Source organism: Spirochaetales bacterium (genome assembly GCA_016930085.1).
Taxonomy (GTDB): domain Bacteria; phylum Spirochaetota; class Spirochaetia; order SZUA-6; family JAFGRV01; genus JAFGHO01.
The window spans coordinates 1-21,163 of sequence record JAFGHO010000060.1; the positions used below are offsets into that span (position 1 = coordinate 1).

General features: G+C 50.8%; 20 protein-coding genes. 9 read left to right on the forward strand and 11 right to left on the reverse strand.

The genetic code is table 11. The features are described from left to right. Positions 1–767, reverse strand: a 767-nt coding sequence (locus JW881_10200; GenBank protein ID MBN1697872.1) for a hypothetical protein, incomplete at its 3' end; no start/stop codon positions are given. A gap of 160 nt (positions 768–927) precedes the next feature. Between JW881_10200 and JW881_10205 the strand changes: the two genes are divergently transcribed. Both JW881_10205 and JW881_10210 read left to right on the forward strand, forming a co-directional pair. Then, positions 928–1,665, forward strand: a complete 738-nt coding sequence (locus JW881_10205; protein ID MBN1697873.1) for an HAD family hydrolase — start codon at positions 928–930, stop codon at positions 1,663–1,665. 313 nt (positions 1,666–1,978) lie between these two features. Beyond that, on the forward strand, positions 1,979–2,305 hold the full coding sequence (locus JW881_10210; protein ID MBN1697874.1) for a PilZ domain-containing protein: 327 nt from the start codon (positions 1,979–1,981) through the stop codon (positions 2,303–2,305). A 63-nt stretch (positions 2,306–2,368) separates the two neighbouring features. Here the strand turns inward: JW881_10210 and JW881_10215 are convergent, their stop codons facing one another. The 5 genes from JW881_10215 to JW881_10235 form a co-directional block, all read right to left on the reverse strand. Beyond that, on the reverse strand, positions 2,369–5,107 hold the full coding sequence (locus JW881_10215; GenBank protein ID MBN1697875.1) for a carbohydrate binding domain-containing protein: 2,739 nt from the start codon (positions 5,105–5,107) through the stop codon (positions 2,369–2,371). Positions 5,108–5,258: 151 nt separating this feature from the next. Then, a complete protein-coding gene (locus JW881_10220) occupies positions 5,259–5,897 on the reverse strand; it encodes an HD domain-containing protein (GenBank protein ID MBN1697876.1) in 639 nt (212 codons plus the stop codon). A gap of 9 nt (positions 5,898–5,906) precedes the next feature. After that, positions 5,907–6,431: a 3-isopropylmalate dehydratase small subunit gene (locus tag JW881_10225; protein ID MBN1697877.1), complete on the reverse strand. Its 525-nt coding sequence runs from the start codon at positions 6,429–6,431 to the stop codon at positions 5,907–5,909. 2 nt (positions 6,432–6,433) lie between these two features. After that, entirely contained in the window at positions 6,434–7,726 is a 1,293-nt protein-coding gene (locus JW881_10230; protein ID MBN1697878.1) for a 3-isopropylmalate dehydratase large subunit, read from the reverse strand. Positions 7,727–7,941: 215 nt separating this feature from the next. After that, positions 7,942–8,526, reverse strand: coding sequence for a cupin domain-containing protein (locus JW881_10235; protein MBN1697879.1), 585 nt, complete (start codon positions 8,524–8,526; stop codon positions 7,942–7,944). Between the two features lie 383 nt (positions 8,527–8,909). Here JW881_10235 and JW881_10240 point away from each other — a divergent pair, with 383 nt between their 5' ends. Then, entirely contained in the window at positions 8,910–9,746 is an 837-nt protein-coding gene (locus JW881_10240; GenBank protein ID MBN1697880.1) for an aldo/keto reductase, read from the forward strand. 6 nt (positions 9,747–9,752) lie between these two features. Here JW881_10240 and JW881_10245 read toward each other — a convergent pair whose 3' ends face one another. From JW881_10245 to JW881_10260, 4 genes are read right to left on the reverse strand one after another with little or no spacing between them, the layout of a single operon-like run. After that, the gene (locus tag JW881_10245; GenBank protein MBN1697881.1) at positions 9,753–10,721 is read right to left on the reverse strand and encodes a P-loop NTPase; all 969 of its coding nucleotides are present in this window, start codon (positions 10,719–10,721) and stop codon (positions 9,753–9,755) included. Positions 10,722–10,776: 55 nt separating this feature from the next. Beyond that, positions 10,777–12,243: a hypothetical protein gene (locus JW881_10250; protein MBN1697882.1), complete on the reverse strand. Its 1,467-nt coding sequence runs from the start codon at positions 12,241–12,243 to the stop codon at positions 10,777–10,779. After that, complete coding sequence (locus JW881_10255) at positions 12,243–13,679, reverse strand: hypothetical protein (protein MBN1697883.1); 1,437 nt, start codon at positions 13,677–13,679, stop codon at positions 12,243–12,245. The genes JW881_10250 and JW881_10255 overlap by 1 nt, the downstream gene beginning before the upstream one ends. Positions 13,680–13,695: 16 nt before the next feature. Further along, the gene (locus tag JW881_10260) at positions 13,696–14,586 is read right to left on the reverse strand and encodes a hypothetical protein (protein ID MBN1697884.1); all 891 of its coding nucleotides are present in this window, start codon (positions 14,584–14,586) and stop codon (positions 13,696–13,698) included. 276 nt (positions 14,587–14,862) lie between these two features. Between JW881_10260 and JW881_10265 the strand changes: the two genes are divergently transcribed. Next, a complete protein-coding gene (locus JW881_10265; GenBank protein MBN1697885.1) occupies positions 14,863–16,785 on the forward strand; it encodes an HD domain-containing protein in 1,923 nt (640 codons plus the stop codon). A gap of 15 nt (positions 16,786–16,800) precedes the next feature. Then, complete coding sequence (locus JW881_10270) at positions 16,801–17,547, forward strand: hypothetical protein (GenBank protein MBN1697886.1); 747 nt, start codon at positions 16,801–16,803, stop codon at positions 17,545–17,547. A gap of 13 nt (positions 17,548–17,560) precedes the next feature. On the opposite strand, the gene JW881_10275 is transcribed toward JW881_10270, so the two are convergent. Further along, positions 17,561–18,124 (reverse strand): anti-sigma factor antagonist, encoded by a 564-nt coding sequence (locus tag JW881_10275; GenBank protein ID MBN1697887.1) that lies wholly within the window; start codon positions 18,122–18,124, stop codon positions 17,561–17,563. A gap of 176 nt (positions 18,125–18,300) precedes the next feature. Here JW881_10275 and JW881_10280 point away from each other — a divergent pair, with 176 nt between their 5' ends. The 4 genes from JW881_10280 to JW881_10295 are packed head-to-tail and all read left to right on the forward strand — an operon-like array spanning position 18,301 to position 21,011. Further along, positions 18,301–19,209 (forward strand): RnfABCDGE type electron transport complex subunit D, encoded by a 909-nt coding sequence (locus JW881_10280; GenBank protein ID MBN1697888.1) that lies wholly within the window; start codon positions 18,301–18,303, stop codon positions 19,207–19,209. Then, positions 19,206–19,823 (forward strand): FMN-binding protein, encoded by a 618-nt coding sequence (locus JW881_10285; protein ID MBN1697889.1) that lies wholly within the window; start codon positions 19,206–19,208, stop codon positions 19,821–19,823. The genes JW881_10280 and JW881_10285 overlap by 4 nt, the downstream gene beginning before the upstream one ends. Then, positions 19,810–20,421: an NADH:ubiquinone reductase (Na(+)-transporting) subunit D gene (locus JW881_10290; protein ID MBN1697890.1), complete on the forward strand. Its 612-nt coding sequence runs from the start codon at positions 19,810–19,812 to the stop codon at positions 20,419–20,421. The genes JW881_10285 and JW881_10290 overlap by 14 nt, the downstream gene beginning before the upstream one ends. Further along, a complete protein-coding gene (locus tag JW881_10295; GenBank protein ID MBN1697891.1) occupies positions 20,418–21,011 on the forward strand; it encodes an NADH:ubiquinone reductase (Na(+)-transporting) subunit E in 594 nt (197 codons plus the stop codon). The genes JW881_10290 and JW881_10295 overlap by 4 nt, the downstream gene beginning before the upstream one ends. The last annotated feature ends 152 nt before the right edge of the window (positions 21,012–21,163 follow it).

A 21,163-nucleotide genomic window follows, 5' to 3' on the forward strand; every position in this document is an offset into this window, starting at 1 on the left:
CAGGGAAAGACGTACGCATGGGGGGGCGGGAAGACGGCGAGGCTTCCGGCCGGGAACTCGGCGATGATGGTTCTGTGCCTTACCATGTATGCGGTTAACGCATCCGGCGGGTCCGTTCGTATGAATCGATCGGAGGTATCTTTGTAACAGACAACGGGGGGGGCGCCGGAAAAAAGGGCGTCATATATATAGGCAACGCGAGGTTCTTCTTCCGTCATGACCGCTTCGACGTGGAGAAGGGGGCTTCCGTTATAGATCGTAACGGCAAGTTCTCCGGAAAAGACACCCGCGGTCAGTGTGGAAAAACTCACGGTCGTTCTCGCCCCTTCGCTTTTGACCTTTACCGAATCAAGCTCGAGGTGTGCCGTGGATCTCGAATACGGTCGTGCGTCGACACAATCGAAGAAGATATACGGCCAGGGATCGCGCGGCCTGCTTCCGGCGGAGATATCGAAACGGGGATCAATACCCGTTGCGATCGTGATAAAAGGAGAGTTTCCCGTTCTGGACATATTCAGGGATGCGAAAAGGGGATAACCGTTTCTCAGGTCGAACCTGACGTTGCACCGCCCGCCGGAGAGGGTGTTCCATTGGGCGTACAGCAGATAATTTCTGAGCTGGACCTGTATGCCGGAGGAAGCAAGGTAACCTGAAAGGTCGACCGGTGTCTGGGAAAACAGCGGAGTAAGCGTGAATATGGACAGCAGGAAGCCGGGAATCAGGGTTTTACCGAAAATAAAGCAGCAACGCGATATCTTTTTTATCATTTTTTACCTCTTTAACTTGAAAATTTTTTATTGCAAGTGATTATACACCGCCTTTATCCCGCTGTCAAATAATTGTTTTTTAAGCGGCGGAACGGAAGAATGGCGCGAAATCGTCCGTTTATGTTGAAAGCCGCCGCTTCTTGCGGTAAAATAAGGAATGATGGAATATCCGGAAGTTATTGTCTTCGATCTCGATGATACGATCGTTTCATTCGGTTCGGGGGCGGAACCTGCATGGCGAGAAGTGTGCGGGGAGTTTTGCGTCCGCAATCCGTGGTGCTGCGCCGGTGATCTTTTCAAGGCGATCCGGACAAAAGCCTCATGGTACTGGAGTGATCCCGAACGCCATCGTCTTGGGCGTGCCGATCTTCATGCGGCGCGAAGGGAAATCGTGACTCTCGCGTGGCGGGAACTGGGATATGAGGATCGCGGGGAGGCGGTCGCGATAGCCGACGATTTTTCCGAAAGAAGAATGAAAAATGTTTCGCTTTTTCCCGGCGCTATCGCGACCCTGGATGCCCTTGCGGCCCGCGGCCAGCGGATGGTTCTCCTGACAAATGGTGAATCCCGGCTTCAGCGCGACAAGATTAACCGTTTCGGTCTCGGTAAGTATTTCGAACTCATCTGCATCGAAGGGGAGGTCGGTTACGGAAAGCCCGATCCCCGCGCATATTTCAACATACTCACGATCACGCACCTCTCTCCTTCGAACCTCTGGATGGTCGGCGACAATCTCGATTGGGATGTCCGCTCCCCGCAGGAACTCGGCATTTACAGTATATGGAATGATTACAGACACCAGGGACTCCCCCCCGGCTCGACGGTCGTCCCGGACAGGATCATTCACTCGATCCGGGAATTGATCGCAGAAACCCTTTTCGAAGACTCATCCGGATAATGGGGTGCTATCCGTTTGTATCCGTTCCGGCTATTATTTCCCGCAAACGCCCCGGCCGGGAATCGTTATTGCTTTACAATACCGGCCGCCGCAATAACCCTGAGTGATTTTCTGAGGCTTTCACCGGCAACGGTGTTGACCGATAATCGGCGGGCTTGATACGTAATCACCCGCGGTTTGATTTCGGGCGTATAGTTTGATATATTAATGTATGACCTGTCCGTATGAAGTGACCCATTATGATTCCCGTGTATAAACGGTGGAGCATCTATGACGGTCCGCTTCCCGGATCTATACGGCAGAAGGAGTTCTCATGGGTATCGAAGAAAAACGAAAGTTTCCGAGGATCGGTCTGGATATTCTCATCAACTACGACAAGAACCTGACGGCCCGGGCAAAAAACATAAGCTGTGGGGGGCTTCTTGTCGAAACAAACAGGGCCGTCGTCAAAGGGGCGTTTATGACTATCGTTTTCAGGTTGCCCGGCGACAACGAAGATATCAAATTGTACGCGAAAATCGCTTGGGAGCGGGAAGCGGATGCCGGATCATATGAAGCGGGATTGGAGTTCTGGCATATCGAAAACCATGACCTGAAAAAGATAAAAGACTATATCGACACACAACTCGATGCGCCGTGACGGAAACGGCGGTTAAAATCGAATTTCTCCTGTTTTGTTGTCTTTTATACCGATATGAAGCCGTTACTCGAATTCGACCTCATACCACACGGTTTTGTATTCCGGCCCGGCCGAAAAATCCGCATAATCGCCGTCACTGGTGACGTTGACCTCACGTTTCCGCCCGCCCGTTTCATCGAGTGCCCACACATGGACATGCCTGCCGTGATGGGGAAGTCGCATATGCAGGGGGACCCCCTCGACCATGGAAGGGGGATCGCCGTATCGATTCTTTAGCGTCACCTTGAGTCCTTCCCCGGGCGGGAAGGAAACCGGGGTGCCGGGATAGGTATACCACGTTGTGTTGTGATTGTCTTCCGCCCCCAACGCGGTAATCAGAAGACGGGAAGGTTTTTCCAACGACGGACCTTCGAGAAGGGTAAGGGCGATGCAGGAAAATCCATTCTGAATGGTTTCTCCCGGCCGGATTGTCATCCCCGAAAAGGAAAAGGACATACCCGCGATAAACCCTGCCATATAAACAGATTCAGGGGTATCGACGGTCAACACCCCCTTCCCGGGTTTTCCAGCGTCCCAGACGATTTCTCCGGTGTCCGACCTGAACACCGTCACATCCGCCTCATCGCCTGTTGCGGAGGGAGTTTCGGGCAATACGCCGGATTCTCCCGTCTTCATTCTGATGCGGTGGACAAGGGCGGCGGCCGTTTCGACACCGGCGGATGAAGCATCCGCCAGCTTCCATGCATGGGCTTCAAGAAGCAGATCGAGTTCCCTCTCCGACGAAAAGGGAACCGTTATCTCGTCTGCCGCGGGCTTGATATGATACTCCAAAAATGCTCTTGATGCGGGGACGAAGGACGCGAGTTTAACGGGGTTCTGATCGATGTCGAAATAATTCGGAATCTTTTTGATATCCCATTGATCCGTCCTGTGCGACCAGGTAAAGGGGATCACCACATCCCAATCCTGAAGCGAGGCATAGGCCGACAGGAGAAAAAAGGTTTCCGCCTGAAAGGTATTGGGATGCGAATGGTTATATTCCGTTACCGCATGGGGAAGGCCGGCGACCGCTTTCATGGCAAGATCCGCGACCGTCGATGAGGCCGGATGGTTGATCATACATCGGTTTTCCACATACCAGTCCCTTGCATCCCACGCCCGGTGTGGAAAGGACGGATGGCACCAGTACGCGTGGCTGTCCGTCATATCGAATTCCGCCATGAGGTTCGGGGTACTGCACCCGATAATGGTCCCGAATACAATGGAAGCTGCCCCGCACGTTTCCTTTATATAATCCCTCATTTCAAGCCAGTAGGCTTTCTCCGTTTCACGTAAAAACCGCAACCAGTCCTTTCGTCCTTCTTCCGTGCGGCCCCAGGATGTTTCTGATGAAAAAGATTCGATCGTACCCGTTTCCAGGCGTTCCACGGGCCTCATGCCGATCGTTCCCCCTTCACTCAGGGAGACATCGGCGATCCAGACGGTTCCCGTTTCCGATCCCATGTTCCCGAAATTGAGCCTGGCCTCCGGATCGGAAGTATGGAGGAGAAATCCGGGAAACCGATATTCCTTCCATTCATTTGAGAGAACGATGTCCGTCTGAAAGCCGAGACCCTGCCAGGGGGCGTGGGCCATGTTGACCGCCACCGAAATGGTTCGTTCTCTGTCAGCCCTGGCTTTTAACCCCAGGCTGTAGGGAAGGTCCTTTTTCACGCTCAGCCCGGCCTGATTGAACTGGACGTGCCATGACTGGGAACCGGTCTTGGAAATAATGATTTTCACCCCCGATCTTCCTTCGGGACCGAAAGCCCCGGGTGTCACCGCCGCTTTGGCGGTATCATGATTTTCGCAGTTCCACGGAATGATATCGGGGCCTGAAAAGTCTCCGTTCGAAAGCATGTTTTCTCCACGGGGGACGGACGAAACATGCCAGGCTCTCTCGAGTGCTTCATGATTTCCGTATTTTTTCAAAAGCCAGTCGTTCCAGCCGGTGTTGAGTTCATTGTGATAATAAGGGGGGAGACCGTCGAGTTGTCCTCCCAGGTAGGCATGGATGAGTCCGTTTTCATTATTTATTTCGATAAAGGCAATGGCGGGCTCGTCCTTATAGGCGGAAGCGGTATATGGATTCGTGTGGGTGAGGAGGTCGTATGCGTATCGTTTTTGAAGTTCGATCAAAGCGGGATCGAATATCCCGATGACCGCCCGCTTTTTCCAGTCTGCGACCTTCTCTATGTCAGGATGAAGTTCCTTTCCCCTGTCGAAGGGACGTGAAACCAAAAGGTTGAGATCTGAATAAATCCCGTGCTTTTTAAGTTGAAAGATGAAATAGTCGAGTCTGTCGAGTTGTCCCTTATCCGGTTCCCTGTCCGGGGAGGCGGTCGTCCATATCCCGCCCGGTTTGTCCTGCATATCCATATGATGGAAACGGACGATATTGATTCCGAACTTTGCCATATGACCGGCGATCTTTTCCGCATCCTCATGAGACGGGAAATTGGCGCCGAAACAGGTATTGACCCCCCAGAATCGAATTCTCCCGTTATCGTCTGCGAGGTGCCCGTCCGGCGATACGCGGATGAAACCGGCATTCCCCGCCTCAACCGGCAGCCGGTTATAGGGGCCGATCGCCGTCCGTGCCGTATCGTCCCAGGGAATGACAAAATCGAAAAAGCGGTTTTCGATGTTCGGGCCGCCGGGCGGGCCTGATGAAGTCAGACATCCTGAAGCGGACAAGAGAAGAAGGATACCGGAGACAACGAGCGTCCGGCGGTTTGTGATTCCTGCCGTGTTTGTGTTCATATGACTCCCCAAAAAAGCGATATGGTTATAATATAGCACATTCGTCTTTGTTTTGCACGGATCAGGTATTTCTCCAAGAGGAAGTATCCTTCGGTAACAGGCGGGGTTGAAACGGAATTATTTCCTTCCCATTTGAGGACGGTTTTTCCCTTTACAGCAACCCGTCCACCTCGCGGTCGAGCCTTTCGAAGAAGCGTTCCATGAACTCGTGCCGTTCCCCGGCGAGTCTTCTGCCTTCTCCGGTCAGCATCCGGTCGCGGATAAATCGGAGTTTTATCATGTATTCGCGGTAGGCGGTGTCTTCTTCGGTGTAGGGGAGGGTGTTTTCGATATCCGCGTCCTTGTTGTGGAGTCTTGCCCCGACCTCGCCGGCGAAAAGGAAAGCACGTCCGATTCCCACCGCGCCGATCGCGTCGAGTTTGTCCGCGTCGAAGACGACCATGGCCTCGATCGTCTTCGGCCGTTTCGAGTCCCTGAAACGGTGGGTTTCGATACAGTGGACGATCCGTTCGACGGCCGCTTCTTCGACCCCGTGGCGGAGGAGAATGCCGCGGGCGAGATTCGCCCCCTCCGCCGCATGGCATATTCTGCCGGCCGATTCGTCCTCCCGGTTTCTGCCGATGTCGTGAAGCAGGGCGGCCAGGCCGACGATCGTCCTGTCCGCCCCTTCTTTTTCCGCGATGTGGTCGGCCAGCGTACGGACGCGCATGGTATGTTCCCAATCGTGCGACCCGCGGGAGTCGGTGAAAAATGCGGCGGCTTCTTCTTCGATGGCCTGATACAGCTTCACGGGCATCACTCAGTAATGGGCGTCCGCGTAATCGACCCAGCCGCCCGATGTAACGAGCGCCTTGTCGAATCCGGAAATCGAAAAAGCGATTTCTTCCGTCCCTCCGTTGCCGCTCACGATAAAGCGCATCCGTTCGAAGTCCGTCCGGAGCGATGCCCCGGTTCCCGCGTATGTGGCGAAAAGACGGTCGATGTGTCCCGGGTCGAGCTCCACCGCCATCATGCCGCAGTTGAACATGTTCTGCCTGAAGATACGGGCAAAGCTTTCGGCGACCACCAGATTGATGCCGTTCGCCTCGAGCGCCCACGCCGCATGTTCCCTCGATGAACCACACCCGAAGTTGGAGCGGGTGACGATTACCTGTTTCCCGCGGATATCGCGGACGGGATTGAACCCCTCCAGTTTGAGATTTTCGAGGAGGTATGGTGAAAGCGCCGCTTTCGAGATTTCCGTGAGGTATTCCGCGGGGATGATTTCGTCCGTGTTGATGTCCGACCTGTCCAGAAACAGGATCGATCCTTCGAATGATTTCATGGTTACGCCCCCTTCCCGTATAATGGCGAATTGGTGATATGGCCCGCAATCGCGGTCGATGCAGCAGTTGCTGGACTCATGAGGTGAACCATCCCGCCTTTTCCCATGCGGCCGTTGAAGTTTCTGTTCGTGGTGGAGGCGCATACCTCCCCGTCGGTGATCACGCCGTTACTCATGCCAAGGCAGGCCCCGCAGGTCGGGTTGATGACACAGAACCCGGCCTCCATGAATACACTGATAATCCCCTCGTCCAGGGCCGTCCGGTAGATCAGCGGTGTCGCCGGTGAAACGATCCCCCGGACCGTGTCGGCGATCCGCTTTCCGCGAAGCACCTGTGAGGCGATCCTCAAGTCTTCGATCCGCCCGTTCGTACATGAACCGATGTATACCTGGTCCACCTTTGTCCCTTCCATTTCTCTGACCGGCTTCACCTGGTCCGGTTTGTAGGCAACCGTCACCAGGGGTTCCATGTCGGAGACATCGACCTCGATCGTGCGGGCAAATGATGCATCGGGGTCCGACTTCCACGACGTGTAATCCTCCATGGCCGCTTCCCGGTCCGGGTATTCCCGTTCGATATGCGGCCAGAGATAGGAGACCGTCGCCGCATCCGGATAACAGATACCGCTCGTCGCCCCGGCTTCGACCGCCATGTTGCAGAGGGTCATTCTCCCTTCCATACTCATCGCATCGACGACCGGCCCGGTGAACTCGATCACCTTGTTCGTCGCTCCGTTGACCGTCAGTTTGTTCACGATTGCGAGGATCACGTCTTTCGGAAAAACACCCTGCGGAAGGATCCCCTTCACCACGACCCGGATCGTTTCCGGTGTTTTGAAGGCGCACACCCCTTTCAGGATTCCCACTTCGAGATCCGTCGTGCCGACACCGGCCGCGAACGCGCCGAACGCCCCGTGAGTACAGGTATGGGAATCGCCCATGATGATCGTAAAACCGGGACGGACAAAACCCTTTTCGGGAAAGATCGCGTGACAGATCCCGTTTCTGCCGATATCGAAAAAGTCCGGGATGTCGTGGCGGCGCGCCCATTCACGCATGATTTTACCCAATACGGCGGATTTCGAATCCCCGGCCGGTGTGACATGATCGATCACGGCCTTTATTTTGTGTTTGTCGAACACCCTGTCCTTGCCCCGTGCGACAAGGTCATTGATCGCTATCGGTGTGGTTATTTCATGGCAAAACACCGCATCGAGCTTAAGGACATGTACACCCCCGGGAAGGGTATCGATTCTGTGTTTGTCAAAAATTTTTTCCGTTGTCGTCCGTCCCACAGGAACCTCCTTGTTATAAAAAAGCATTAAAAAACAACAAACCAATCACAGCATTAGTATCAATAATCTCTCACAAAGCTCACAGAGTCCGCAGAGAATATACTAATATATTTCTCCGTGTCCTTTGCGGGCTCTGTGTGAAACCCTGGGCGCCGTGAGAACCCGCGACCAACCGCACAGTGGTCTGGTTATCGTCCGCCCGGCTTCCTCCGCTTTTATCTGCCGTCACCCCTCATGTATGCCATTCTGGGCGGCGTACTCACCCAGACCGTTTTCAACTCCCCTTTTCCCGTGTTGGTTAAAAGGTGCGGCACGTTCGAGGAAAAGCTGACACTGTCTCCTTCTTTTAACCGGTACACCTCTTTTCCGTATTCGAGGGTTCCTTCGCCCGCAAGAACCAGTCCCAGTTCCTTGCCCATATGGCCGTACTCTTTTTCTCCACGTCTGCCCCCCGGCTGGATAACGAGAAGAAACGCTTCGATCGCGTGTTCTTCATCGGTATCATAAATAACGGAAAGCTGTTCGTATGCCACGGGCCCGGATTCGATTTTCCTCCGTTCCTCACGATGGATAACGGTAACAGGCTTTTCCTTTCTGAAATCTTCAAACAGGTATTCGAAATCGATTTCCAGGATGCCGGCCAGCGTCAGCAGGGTGTCGATTGACGGAGAAACCTTGTTGCGCTCGATCTGGGAGACGAGGCTTTCGCTGACACCGGCCTTTTCCGCCACCTGTTTCAGGGTATATCCCCTTCGCTCCCGAATTTCCCTCAGTTTTTCTCCGAATCGGTATACGATCATGGTATTAAGTAATACTAAACTCCCTTAAGTATATATTAATACAAATAATAAAAAAGTCAAGGTTTTTTTGTGTTTTTTTTGGGGGTGGTGTAACCTTTTATGTGTGGCCGACATTACTTTTTTGAAAGGCAGATGCCTGGGGAGAGTAATGATATCCGGTACCGGTTGTCAAAATGCCGAAATTTTTCTTTGTTTTAAGCGACGGACAATCGGTATCTATTGCCATACGGCAATTAATTTTATAGACTGTATTTCCAGTCGGCTGTTGAAAGACATTAAAGCGATACAAAAAAATAAACATTAAATAAAGCTTGCCTGATGGAATAAAGTGATTATATTATTGTAATAGAAAATGGCTGAAACTGATTTTGGAGGTGAGTGGCATGGCGGCGAATATTACAGATTGCGCGACATTGAGTAACGGAAAAAAGATGCCCTGGCTGGGGTTCGGGGTATTTAAAATAGAAGACGGAACATCGGTAGAAAACGCGGTAAGGTGGGCCCTTGATGCGGGATACCGGAGCATCGATACCGCTTCGATTTACGGGAACGAGCGGGGGGTCGGCAGGGCGATACGTCAAAGCGGCATATCCCGGGAATCGATCTTTCTCACGACAAAGGTATGGAACTCCGATCAGGGCTACGATTCGACCCTCGCGGCTTTCGAGGAAAGCCTCAAACGCCTCGACACCGATTATGTGGATCTTTACCTCGTTCACTGGCCCGTCCCGAACCTTTATGTCGAATCATGGAAGGCCCTCGAGCGGATATATCAATACGGCAGGGCAAAAGCGATCGGGGTGAGCAATTTCCTTATCCATCACCTCCACACCTTGAGAAACCAGTGCGAGCTTTTCCCCATGGTCAACCAGGTCGAGTTTCATCCCTTTCTCATGCAGCCCGAACTTCTGCGGTACTGTATGCACAACAACATCCAGCTCGAGGCATGGTCGCCCCTCACCAGGGGACGTCTTCTGGACGATTCCGTGATCGGTGAGATCGCGGGCCGTTACGGCAAAACCCCCGCGCAGGTGATCCTCAGGTGGGACATCCAGCACGGGGTCGTCACGATTCCGAAATCCGTACACCGGGAACGGATTATCGAAAACTCTGATATTTTCGACTTTGAAATTTCGGAAACCGACATGGACAAGCTCGACGGCCTCGACGAGGGAAAACGCCTCGGGCCGGATCCGGACACCTTTCCCCAGCAGGGGTAGGGGAACTCAATTATGTTCGATCATTTCCCTTAATTCTGCAATATCCTCGTCTCCTTCATAAAGCGGCCGTGTCTCACCGTACGCCGTGTCGATAATTTTTGATGCTATTTGTTCCATAGCCTGTGAATACATAGAGGACGGATTCTTTAAAACGACGGGTGTTTTTTCAAAGATCGACCGGGTGATTTCGCTGTTTTTATAGAGGAATCCCGCGTATTCGATATTAATCCCGCAATGTTGGCGTGTCAATTCCCTCAATTTCGCACCGATTTCGAGGTCCCCGACCGTCCGCCCGTTATTGATGACGATACGGGGGGAATAAGAGGAAAGACTGATTTTGGCGGTCTCTCCCGCATCCGCATTCAGTTGTGAAAGGGTATCGAGAAGCGTGAAAAAGGAAAGTTCTCCCTTGCCGTGATTTTGCATGAGCATCGAGGCTATCGTTTTTCTTTCTTCGCTTTTCGGGCGAAAACTTCGGTAAAGCAGCCGATAAAGGCTCGACTTGATGAACGAATACGCGCCGATAATGGCCGTCGGTTCGGGTGTGGCGACAATGAAACCCGAATGAGACATGAGAAAGAAATCGATCACATCGAACGAGGAACCGGCCCCCAGATCGCAGATGATGTAATCGGAAACGAGATGTCTGATGCCGTCGATTATCTTTTTTTTCAGGAAATAATTGATATTCGCCATCGCGGGGAAACCACCGCTTCCGGGAATGAAAAAAAGCTGCCGTATATCCGTGTCGATCAACAACGCTTCGAGGTTTCGGGCGTGCTTGTTGATGAAATGGCCGATACCTGGTTTTGAAGCTTCGATTCCTAAAAACGCATTGAGATTCGAGTTTCCCAGATCGAGATCGATGAGTATGACTGTCTTTCTTTTATTCGCGAGTGAGGCTGCAAGATTGACGGCAAAAACACTTTTGCCAGTCCCTCCTTTGCCGCTTGCGACGGGAATGATGGTTACCATACGTTCCTTTCATCGAGGGTTCCGGCCGGTGGAGAAACCCTTCCGTACATTATATTCAATTGCTGACCCGTGTTATGTCGAACGCATATCGCGCGTTGAGACCCGTATTCGTGAATTCTTCCCATTCGTCCGGAAATGTGAGGGCGTCATCGACCTCGAGTCTTTCGTATGTACTCAGTACGGTCGAGCTGAGGTTTGTCAGCCCGCAAAAAACGTAGATATAATCACCGTAATATTCGGCTTCAGCGTACGCACGGGAGGATTTCATCGGCTGGGACGTATCGACGACGGTACGCGTCGAGTTCGGCATTTCAACGTAATAGCAGTCGGCGATCGCGCGCAGTTCCGCCCCGCTTGTCTGCCGCAGCGGTTCGTAATAGGTGCCGTTGTCGTAACATCCGCCTATGTTGAAATAGACGAAGAGCTCCGAATAATCGGTAAGGAGCTTGTGATAAAGAACCGACGCAGCGGCTGCGAGATTTACGGGCATGGTCCCGTAATTGTCGATGTCGTTCGATTCATAAAAATTTCCGGTCATGTTGTGAATTTTCATCGTCCTGGTCAGCGTTGTCGATCCATTGTACCTCCCCACACCGTAAATAACCGTCCCGCCGTATGAACTGCTGCTGAAGTTCATGAACTTGTTGACGAGACGAGGTACCTTGCTTTCGTCCGTGGTCCAGTTGTTCGAATCGGGGTCGTATCGATGATTGTAGTCCGACATTGCCGCGAATGGTATCGAGATATTCGTCGAACCCCCGAATACATAGATTTTATTCTCGACGTTTTCCGCCCTCAGGGAATAACGGGGCAGGGGCATCTGTTTCGCGGTACTCCATACGTTTGTCGGCCACGCGGACCCCGTCACGTCGAGAACATCAACGGTTTCTATTGTATTCTGGTTCTCGTCGAGACCTCCGAACACGTAAATTTTCCCCCTCACCGAAGCGACCGCGCACGAATAACGTGAATGGGGAAGGGTCGCGACATTCGGGTAAACGGTGCCGGTTTCGGGATCGAAAGCGTCGATTTCCGCGATAAGATTGCCGAATGGATTCCCGTACGACGACGAGCCGCCGATGAGGTAAAAGCAGCGTTTCCGTATCTCGTCCGTGAAACTGCTTACGTATTTTACGACGCGTGACGGCTTCTCCGAATAGAATCCCCGTTTGTTGACCGCATAGATACAATAATAATACGTCGCGCCGTTGGATACACCGTTGTCGGTATATGATTCACCGCCGCCGTCGTATATCACCGATGCTTCCGGATCGTCATATGAAACGGGATACCCCCCCGTTTTACGCAGAAGCACCACGTTATTGAAAAACTCGTTATCCGGATTAATCCAGGTGAGTGAAACGCTCCCGTCCCCCGCTGTGGCTGTGAAATCCCCCACGGGAGGAGATACGCTTTGAGGATCGAGATGAAACGCACGGAGAATGATGTCGTCGCATGAAAACAGCGCAGTGAACACAGTGGATGCGGCGATAATATAAATGAAAATCCTGTTGTACCTCATTATTCCTCCTCTCCGCCGGCCTTTGTTATGCCGAAACCGTAACGCGAGGTCGAAAGCGATACGGTGAGTGTGTCCCATTCAGACGCGGTCAAGATGCCGTTTTTCACGTCGAGTCGTTCGATGATGGAACATGCCTGCGAATCCGCCGTGATTCCCCCGAAGTAGTACAGGTAATCGCCGTAATATTCACATCCCGCGTACATTCTGTTGGTGAAGTCTTCGATGCCGGTATTTGGCCCGGCTTGCGGATAGACACGGTTTCCTCCCGGTGTTCCCCCCGTCACATTCGGAAGAAAGGCCGCGTAGACATTGTTGGTCCCGAGGTTCAAAGCGGCCGCCGGGAACGCGGTCTGGTTATTCGTTCCGCTTCCCCCGATGGTAAAAAATATTGTGATATTGTCGCCGCTATCGAGTTCTTTCGTATAAAGCGCACCGGTACACCCGATATAGTAAAACAATCCGCCCAAAGCGAGTTCTGTATTTGCTATGATGTTATGGTTGCCCCCGCCATTGATCCACCCGCCGCCGGTCGTCACTCCCCCATAGTAATATATCGAACCGCTGTAAGCGACCGCGTTGAATGCGCTGCGTGAAGAAACGAGCGGGGCGAATACGTCATTATCCGCTGTCCATGGCGAGGGGTTTGATGGATCGTAGACCGATACGGTATCGGTTCCGCTGCCGGCGGCCGTGCTTGTCGATCCCCCGAGACAATAGATTTTATCGTTCCATTCGACGCATCGTAATGCGCATTTCGCCGGACTCATATCCGTTCCCGTGGTCCAGCTCAGATCCGTGATGTCGAGGATATCGACCGTTCCGACGACGCCCCCCCCATTGAATCCGCCGAACACGTAAATACTGTTACCCACGGAGGCCACGTCGCAGAACACACGGGGCACGGGAAGCGTTGCGACGTTTGCCGTTATCGTTTCGGTTATCGGATCGAACATGTCGATTCCGGCAACGAGATTGCCCGTCGGGTCCGTCTTGCTGCTCGAACCGCCTATTAAAAAAAAGGATCTTTTTCTTATATCGACCGCGGTTTCCGTTACCGTTTCTGAGGCGTAATTACATTCCGAGTAATGATCGAGGCCGTTTTTCGCGTAAATCCCATAGTAATAGGTCGCGTTAGGGGAAAGGCCGGAATCGGTATAGCGTTCGTTCGTTCCATTATAGAGAAGGTCGGCCGAACCGTCGTCGAAGGCCGCAGGGGCGGCGTTTTTCTTTCGCAGCAGCCTGACGCCGGCAAAATCAGAATCGCCAGGATTGCGCCATCTAAGGATGACTTCGCGGTTGTCCATACCCCGGTAAGCATAAAAATCAAGGACGGGATAATCATAAAGCGGATGTTCCCCCAGATTGCCTGCCCTGTCGAGAACATCCCCGCAGGAAAAGCATAGAAATACGCCCAGGAATGCCGCTGCTTTTTTCATATGTGTTCCCCCCTTCCTAAAGCCTGAAATCGAGGATAAAACCGCCCGACTGGATGATCGCATAGGAGTTCTTCTGTACGATGAGATTCGTTTTGGCGGCGATGCCGATGAAAAAGCCGTCCGACATCATGTATTTTACCCCGATATCGAGGACATTGCTGAACGAAAGGGCAAAGCTCGTTAATCCTTCTGCGGTTTCGAGGAGAAAGGCCGGGGCGCATCCTGTTCCGAGTTTGATATACCAGGTGAGTTTACTCATTACATCATTACCGCTACCGGACGTGTTAAATCTTCCCAGATATTTAATATAGAGGTGAACCGGAATGAAGATGAGAAAATCGCTGAAATCACCGAAGGTCGGAAGGCACATCATGAACGCTGTGTCGATACCGAAAAGCACCGGGGTGCCGAAGTCCGTTTCAAGATAGTATTCGAGGCTTCCGTACGGCTGGTATGATGAACCTATATCGTTCAGAATCCACGTTGTGGCAGGAACAATTCCCGTATTAACCGCTGATGTTACGACTTTTTCTGCGGCAAAATAGCGTTCGAACTTCGGATTCTTTATCGAGACGATACGCGCCTTTTCTATGGTGGTAAGCCCCGCACTCGATCCGATGGTATAATAATCATCGTCCTGCTCGACGATCATTCCCTTGAGAACGGAATTATCGTCGAGAAGTATCTCGAACTCGTCTTCTGTATCTTCGAAACTGATCGAAGCGATTTCATCGTGCGTAAACTCGAAGCGCCGGTCGAACAGGAGGAAAACTACCTTTTCCCTGTCCATCATGACGAAATTGCCCGTATACCTGTCCTGGTTTGATTTCATGGTGATCCGTTCAAGACCATACATGAAAGGTGCAATAAGAATTATGAGTAACGCCACACAGATATATTTCCTCATAAGTATCCGCCTTTCATTCCTGAATATAAATAGAAAATGGAATTCAATATAATATTTTAATGGAATGATTATATAAAATTCAAATTTTTTGTACGCATTTTGACTGCATTGATCGAGCGGTTGATAAATAGAAAAACAGAAATAATCCGTTGCATTTGCAATAGGGTTTTATTAGAATATAGGTGAATTGTCGTGGTATTTTAAGCCTAATACCGCTTCCAGTATTATTTGGATGAAAGGTATCGAAAAATGAAGAAACCTTGTATTCGAGTATGTATGCTTTTAATCGTTTGGCTGGTTTTTCTTTTCCAGGCGTTCGGGGATGATCGTGATGAATCTAAAACGTTATATGAAGAAGGAAAGATTAAGTATGAGGCTGGAAATATCGATGAGGCAATTACCGACCTCGAAATGGCCCTCAATCTCGATGAACGCAATTTCAAGGCAAAAAAACTTTTAGTCGATGTGCTTTCCGATAAAGGAAAGGCCCTTGTTTCGGAAGGGAGGTTCGATGAGGCGCTCGATGTGTTCACCATGGCCTATAAACTGTGGCCTAACAACGAGGAAGTGAAGGAAATGTACAAAGGCCTCAAAGACGGTAGTGTGCAGGAAGCATATGAAAAAAAAATAAACGAGGCTTCGAAAATCGAAACAAAGGAAATGGTGACGAAAATCGAGGAAGCCAAGGATACGCTTTCCGAGGTTATTGAAACGAAAGCGTCTTCCGATGGGGAGGCGAGCGAGGTCGAGAAGGCCCTTCAGAAAGAACTCGAAGAGCAGAAAAAACTCCTTGAAAAAATGAAGCTTGATTATGAAAAAAAGTCAGGTACGGAAAAAGAAACGGCTTCGGCGAATGAAATGGAAGCCCTTCAGGAACTCGTATCCATGTATAAAGCGATGATCGAAGAAAAGGACGCGGCAAAGGAAGATCCCGGATATATAGCCCTTCTCCTCGATGAAATGAGAGATTACCGGACACGGCTCGAAAAACAGGCGATATCCCCCGCAAATCTCGTTTTTATCGCGGTCGGCTCGTTTTTCGGCGCGATTGTCTTTATACTGGTGGTTCTCTACATTATCTTGCGCGTTATATCGAAAAGAAGGCGCCTCGCACGGCAGCGGTATGCCGAAGAACGGGGGTATTACCGAATTCCGGGTTCGACGGATACATTCGATACACTCGAACAACAGAAGAATGCACTATTGCTCGGCTATGACGGAGAGGTTGCGGAGCCTGAAATCGAAAAGCTTGCCGAAGCAGACGAAGACGAAATGTACAAGGACCTTATCAATTACGAACGACTCAAACGTATGCATACGCAGATGAAAAAAGGCAATCTTCAATGGTCGACACTCAGGGAAAATATGGATCTTTTACAGACCGAATTAAAAACAGAAATCCTGAAACTCGTTGAAATGAAGATCGAAGGAGGGAGTGAGATGATGAATTACACTTCGATTCTTCCAGTCATTTTTCCCTTTCTCACCTCGGGCGACGATTATTTACGAAAAAAAGCCCATGTTATCGCTTACAAACTCCTGGAAAGCGAAAAAGCGGGACATGAGGAAGAACAAAAAACAAACGCAATGGAAAAAGACGAGGCGATTGTCAGCAAGGAAAATATCGATTTTTTTGATATGAAAACACTGACCGCGGCTGCGGAAAATCTCGGGAATCGTGAAGGGAGAACGGGACACTCTCTCAATGTCGCCAATTATGCAAGAAGAATCGGTCTGATTCTCGGATTCGGACAGGACGATCTCGATCTCCTATACACCTCAGGGCTTGTTCACGATTTCGGTTTTTTCCTCTACAGCGATGAGTTTCTTAAAAAAATACGTACGCAGGAATCGCTTTCCGAAGAAGATTACCTAAAACTTATACAACACCCTGAAAACGGAATACTTTATTTCAGGCAAAAAGGTATAGAATTACCTCAAAAAGTAAGTGACGGTATTCTTTTTCACCACGAGCGCCTCGACGGTACGGGATATCCGAAAGGATGCAGGGGAGAAGATATTCCCGAGTTCGGAAGAATTATCGCCGTTGCTGATACATTCGAGGCATTGACGAGCGACAGGCCTAATCGTGAAAAGATGACCATATCTTCGGCAGCGATTGTGATGCGCGATCTCGGCAGAAAGAAATATGATGGTAAATATATCGATGCAATTATCGAATTTTTTAAAAAGATTTGACGGAAGCGGCCGCTTATGAAAGAAACGAAAATATATCTCGTAACAGGCAATGAAGATTTGAGAAACAGAAACCTCTTTATCGAAAACCTTCTCTATCAAAAGGCACTCATGGGAGAGAAGCCCCTTTTGATCGATCTGGTTGTCAACAACAGGTGTTTTATCGAGGAAGCGATAAAAGAGAAAAACAACACGAAGAACAATGACATATTCGACTATTATACGGATATGGCGATACCGTCGATTCCGTTTGAAAAGCTATATTCTATTCTTAAGGGAAAAAAGTCTCAGGAGGTAATAGGCCGTGAAAATGATTTTTCATGTATCGTGATGTTCGGAGAACTTCTTTCCGAACTCACCTATCTCTATCAATGCGTGGATCATATCGTGCTCGTCGTCAAGAATGATTACGAGACGTCCAATTACCTTTACGGTTTTATCAATAAACTCTACGACAAGATGATCGATAAAAATATAAATATCGTCGTTTCGGGAATCAAGCGGATTGAGGATGCCGCCATGTTGTTCTGCAAACTGCGTGACGAAATGAAAGAGATGATCGACAGCACGCTCGTTTTCGATTTTTTGGGTTTTTTCGATTTCGACGTCAAGAAAATATCGTTCATAAAACGAAAACGGATAACCTATATCAAGATATTTTTTGAAGATGATTTTCACGGAAACATCAAATTTATAAATGAAAAAATGGAGGGGCTGGAATATTTGAAAGTAAGCCCGCTTTTTAAATCAATAGCGGAAAAGTAGCCTTTTCATTTACTCACAATACATGATCATGATTGAGGGATAAAGCCCCTTTTTTATTTACAACGATAATCGTCCGGCAAACGCTGCATCGAAAACGTCCCGGTTTTAGCACTTTCAGTTTTTTGGAACATGACGGACATGAAACAATTTTCGGGAATGTTTCGGATTTCTTAGATACATCTCCTGCATTGAAAAAAGCGACCGCATCGGCAAGCGAATCCTTGATATTGAAAAATTGCGAGAATCCGAGGAGTTGAAACACTTCATAGACTTTCGGCTGTATATCGATGAGAACGATATCGCCGCCGGCCGGTTTGACCGATTTAAGAAACGCGGTAAATGATCCGATTCCGGTACTCGAAACATAGTTCAGTCCGCCGCATTCGAATATGAGTTTCATGTAACCCGATTCGATCGCCTTGCCGATCCTGTTCTGGAAGTTATTGGAATTGTAGGTATCGATATAACCGTGAAGATGAAACGCCATGACCCTATTGCCGTCACCGAACTTCTCGAGCCTGATCTTAAGACTCTCATCCTTGTTTTCATCGAAACCCGGAATAATGTCGTTATTCATGGCAATCCCTTATCTGTATAAAATAATAGTACATCGGATTTTGACAGTCAAGCGTTGTTATCAATGCTAATACGATCAATAAAATATAATCCAAAAACCCTTGCCACTTTTTCACTCGTTCAATAGAATAAGGCTGTCAAAAGCATCCTTCAACGGGAAAGGAACCGGGGGCTATCGTGTTATCGAAGGTTTTACAGAAACAGACTATGATGAGGAAGGTCCTCTTCTCCCTCATCCCCATATTCCTCTTTGGCGCGTACCTCTACGGCCTGCGCCTTTTCTTTCTCGTCCTCGTCGTTTTTCCTCTCGGAATCGTCTGCGAGGCGATTTTCGAGAAGATAAAAAAGAAAAAAATAACGGAAGCGGTGCTCGTGACATGCAGCCTCTATGTCCTCTCCATGCCGCCCGATGTTCCCCTCTGGGTGGCCGGGATCGGTATTGTTTTCGGTGTGGTCATCGGGAAAGAGGTCTTCGGCGGATTCGGCCGCAACCCCTTCAATCCGGCAGTGACCGGAAGGCTTTTCGTCTATATCACCTTTCCCGCCTTTATGACGGCCGGCTGGATCGCCGGCGGCAATTTCGGTATCGACGCGGTCAGCGCCGCGACCCCCCTTTCGGCGGCGGGGGGGGCGGGAACCCCGGACCTCCTTTCCCTTGCCGCCGGGTTCAGGCCCGGTACGATCGGGGAAAGCCCCGTGATACTGATTCTTCTTGCGGGAATATTTCTTGCCGCAACCGGCACGGCAAGCTGGGTCATCATTCTTTCGACCCTGGGCTCGGCGGCGCTTCTGACCGGCATCTTCGATATGGCCGGTGTGCCGGGGGCACTCGCGACCCTGCCCGCCCTCATGTCGGGGAGTATCGTTTTCGTGGCTGTTTTCATGGCGACAGATCCGGTTTCGGCGCCGAAAAACAAGCCGGCGCAAATCCTCTACGGAATGATCATCGGCTCGGTCGCCGTCCTTATCCGTACTTTTTCCCCGTCGTTTGCGGAAGGGACGAGTTTCGGGGTCATGATCGGGAATACCTTTGCCATGCTCCTCGACGAGATGACGGCAAAGAGAAAGAAAAAGGCGGACACATGAAAAAGGGATTGTTGTATACCGTGGTGTTTATGCTCGTTACTACCTTTTTATTCGTGTTTCTTCTTTCAATAGTGAACGTGACGACCGCCGAGCGGACGCAGCACAACGCGGTGATTGCGTTGAGAAAAGCGGTACTGAATGTCTTGGGGATTTCGTATGTGAATAACGATGATGCGTATGCCGTCTTCGATGAACGCGTACAAAAAAAAGAGACGAACGGGACGGAGCTTTATTTTTATGACGGCCCTTCGGGAAGGCTGTACGCGGCCGTCTTCAGCGGGAGGGGACTCTGGGGAACGATCGAGGGGGTGCTTGCCGTTACCGGTGATATGAGAAGAATAACCGGCCTCGAGATCCTGAACCATAACGAAACACCGGGACTCGGCGGCCGTATTTCGGAAAAGGCGTTCAGGGAGCAGTTTGACGGTGAGGCGATCGGGCCGGGGGACGGCATCGGCATGACGACGACAGGGGTCTACGACACGGACCATTCGAACGCTTCGTTCGACGGCATTACCGGCGCCACGCAGACCTCGCAGCGGATGCGCATCATCATCAACGATACCCTCGCGAAACTCGGGAATATTCTGGAGGATACCGATGGCGCAGAATAAATCCCTCGACGTTCTCAAAAAGAATATCTGGACGGAAAATCCTGTTTTCATCCAGATACTCGGCATCTGTTCTGCGCTGGCGGTGACCAATACCCTCACCAACACCCTCATCATGGCCCTGGGCGTAGTCTTTGTGACAGGCTTTTCCAGCCTTACCGTCTCGATCATGAAATCACTCATCCCCCGGCGCGTGAGGATGATCGTGCAGACCCTGATTATCGCCTTTTATGTGATTCTCGTGGACATTGTGCTCAGGGCATTGCTTCCGGACGTATCAAAAGCCCTCGGCCCGTACGTCGGGCTGATCATCACCAACTGTATCATCATGGGCCGCGCCGAGGCATTCGCCCAGTCCAATCCCCCGATTATCTCGCTTTGGGATGGTATTACCTCCGGAACGGGTTACATGGGGGTGCTGGTGCTCGTGGCCGTAATCCGCGAACTGCTCGGCTTCGGGACCCTGCTGGGATACCGGGTTCTCCCCGAAGGCTTCGTCAACTGGACGATCATGGTGACCCCGCCGAGCGCCTTTTTTATCATCGGTATCATTATCTGGATCGCAAAAAGCATCATGGTGAGAGAGGAGAAAAAGAAATGAGTCCAGAGATCGATCCCTTTATTCTATTTTTCGCATCGATTTTTACGAGTAATATTCTCCTTGCCAATTTTCTCGGTATGTGTTCCTTTATCTCGATTTCCAGGGACCTCAAATCCTCCCACGGCCTCGGCCTTGCCGTGATCGTGGTACTCACCGTCACATCGGCCGTCAACTGGGCGGTCTACCACCTCATTCTCGAACCGAACGGACTTCACTATCTCAGGTTCATCGTGTTCATCATCGTGATCGCGGCGGTGGTCCAGGTCCTCGAAATGATCATCGACCGGCTTTCGCCCGCGCTCTACATGACACTTGGGATATTCCTTCCCCTCATCACGGTCAATTGCGCCATCCTGGGAGTGTCACTGCTTCTTGAAATCAGACGGTATTCACTCCTTCAGTCCGTCATCTACGGGTTCGGATCGGGTATCGGGTGGTGGCTCGCGATCGTCAGTCTTGCCGCGATCAGGAAAAAGGTCGAAAAGGCGCCGGTCCCGGCGGGCCTGAAAGGGCCCGGCATTACCTTCATTATCATCGGGCTCATGGCCATGGCGTTTATGGGTTTTTCCGGCATGCTCAGGGTACAGTAAGGAGGCGCGGGTGAACCTGGAACTATTGATCGGTCCTGTCATCGTGAGTCTCATAAGCGCCGCGCTGGCACTCGTCATTTCCGTCCTCGACGGTATCGTGAACAATTACGGGGATGTGGTCATCGATGTCAACGACAAGCGGAAGTCGCTTA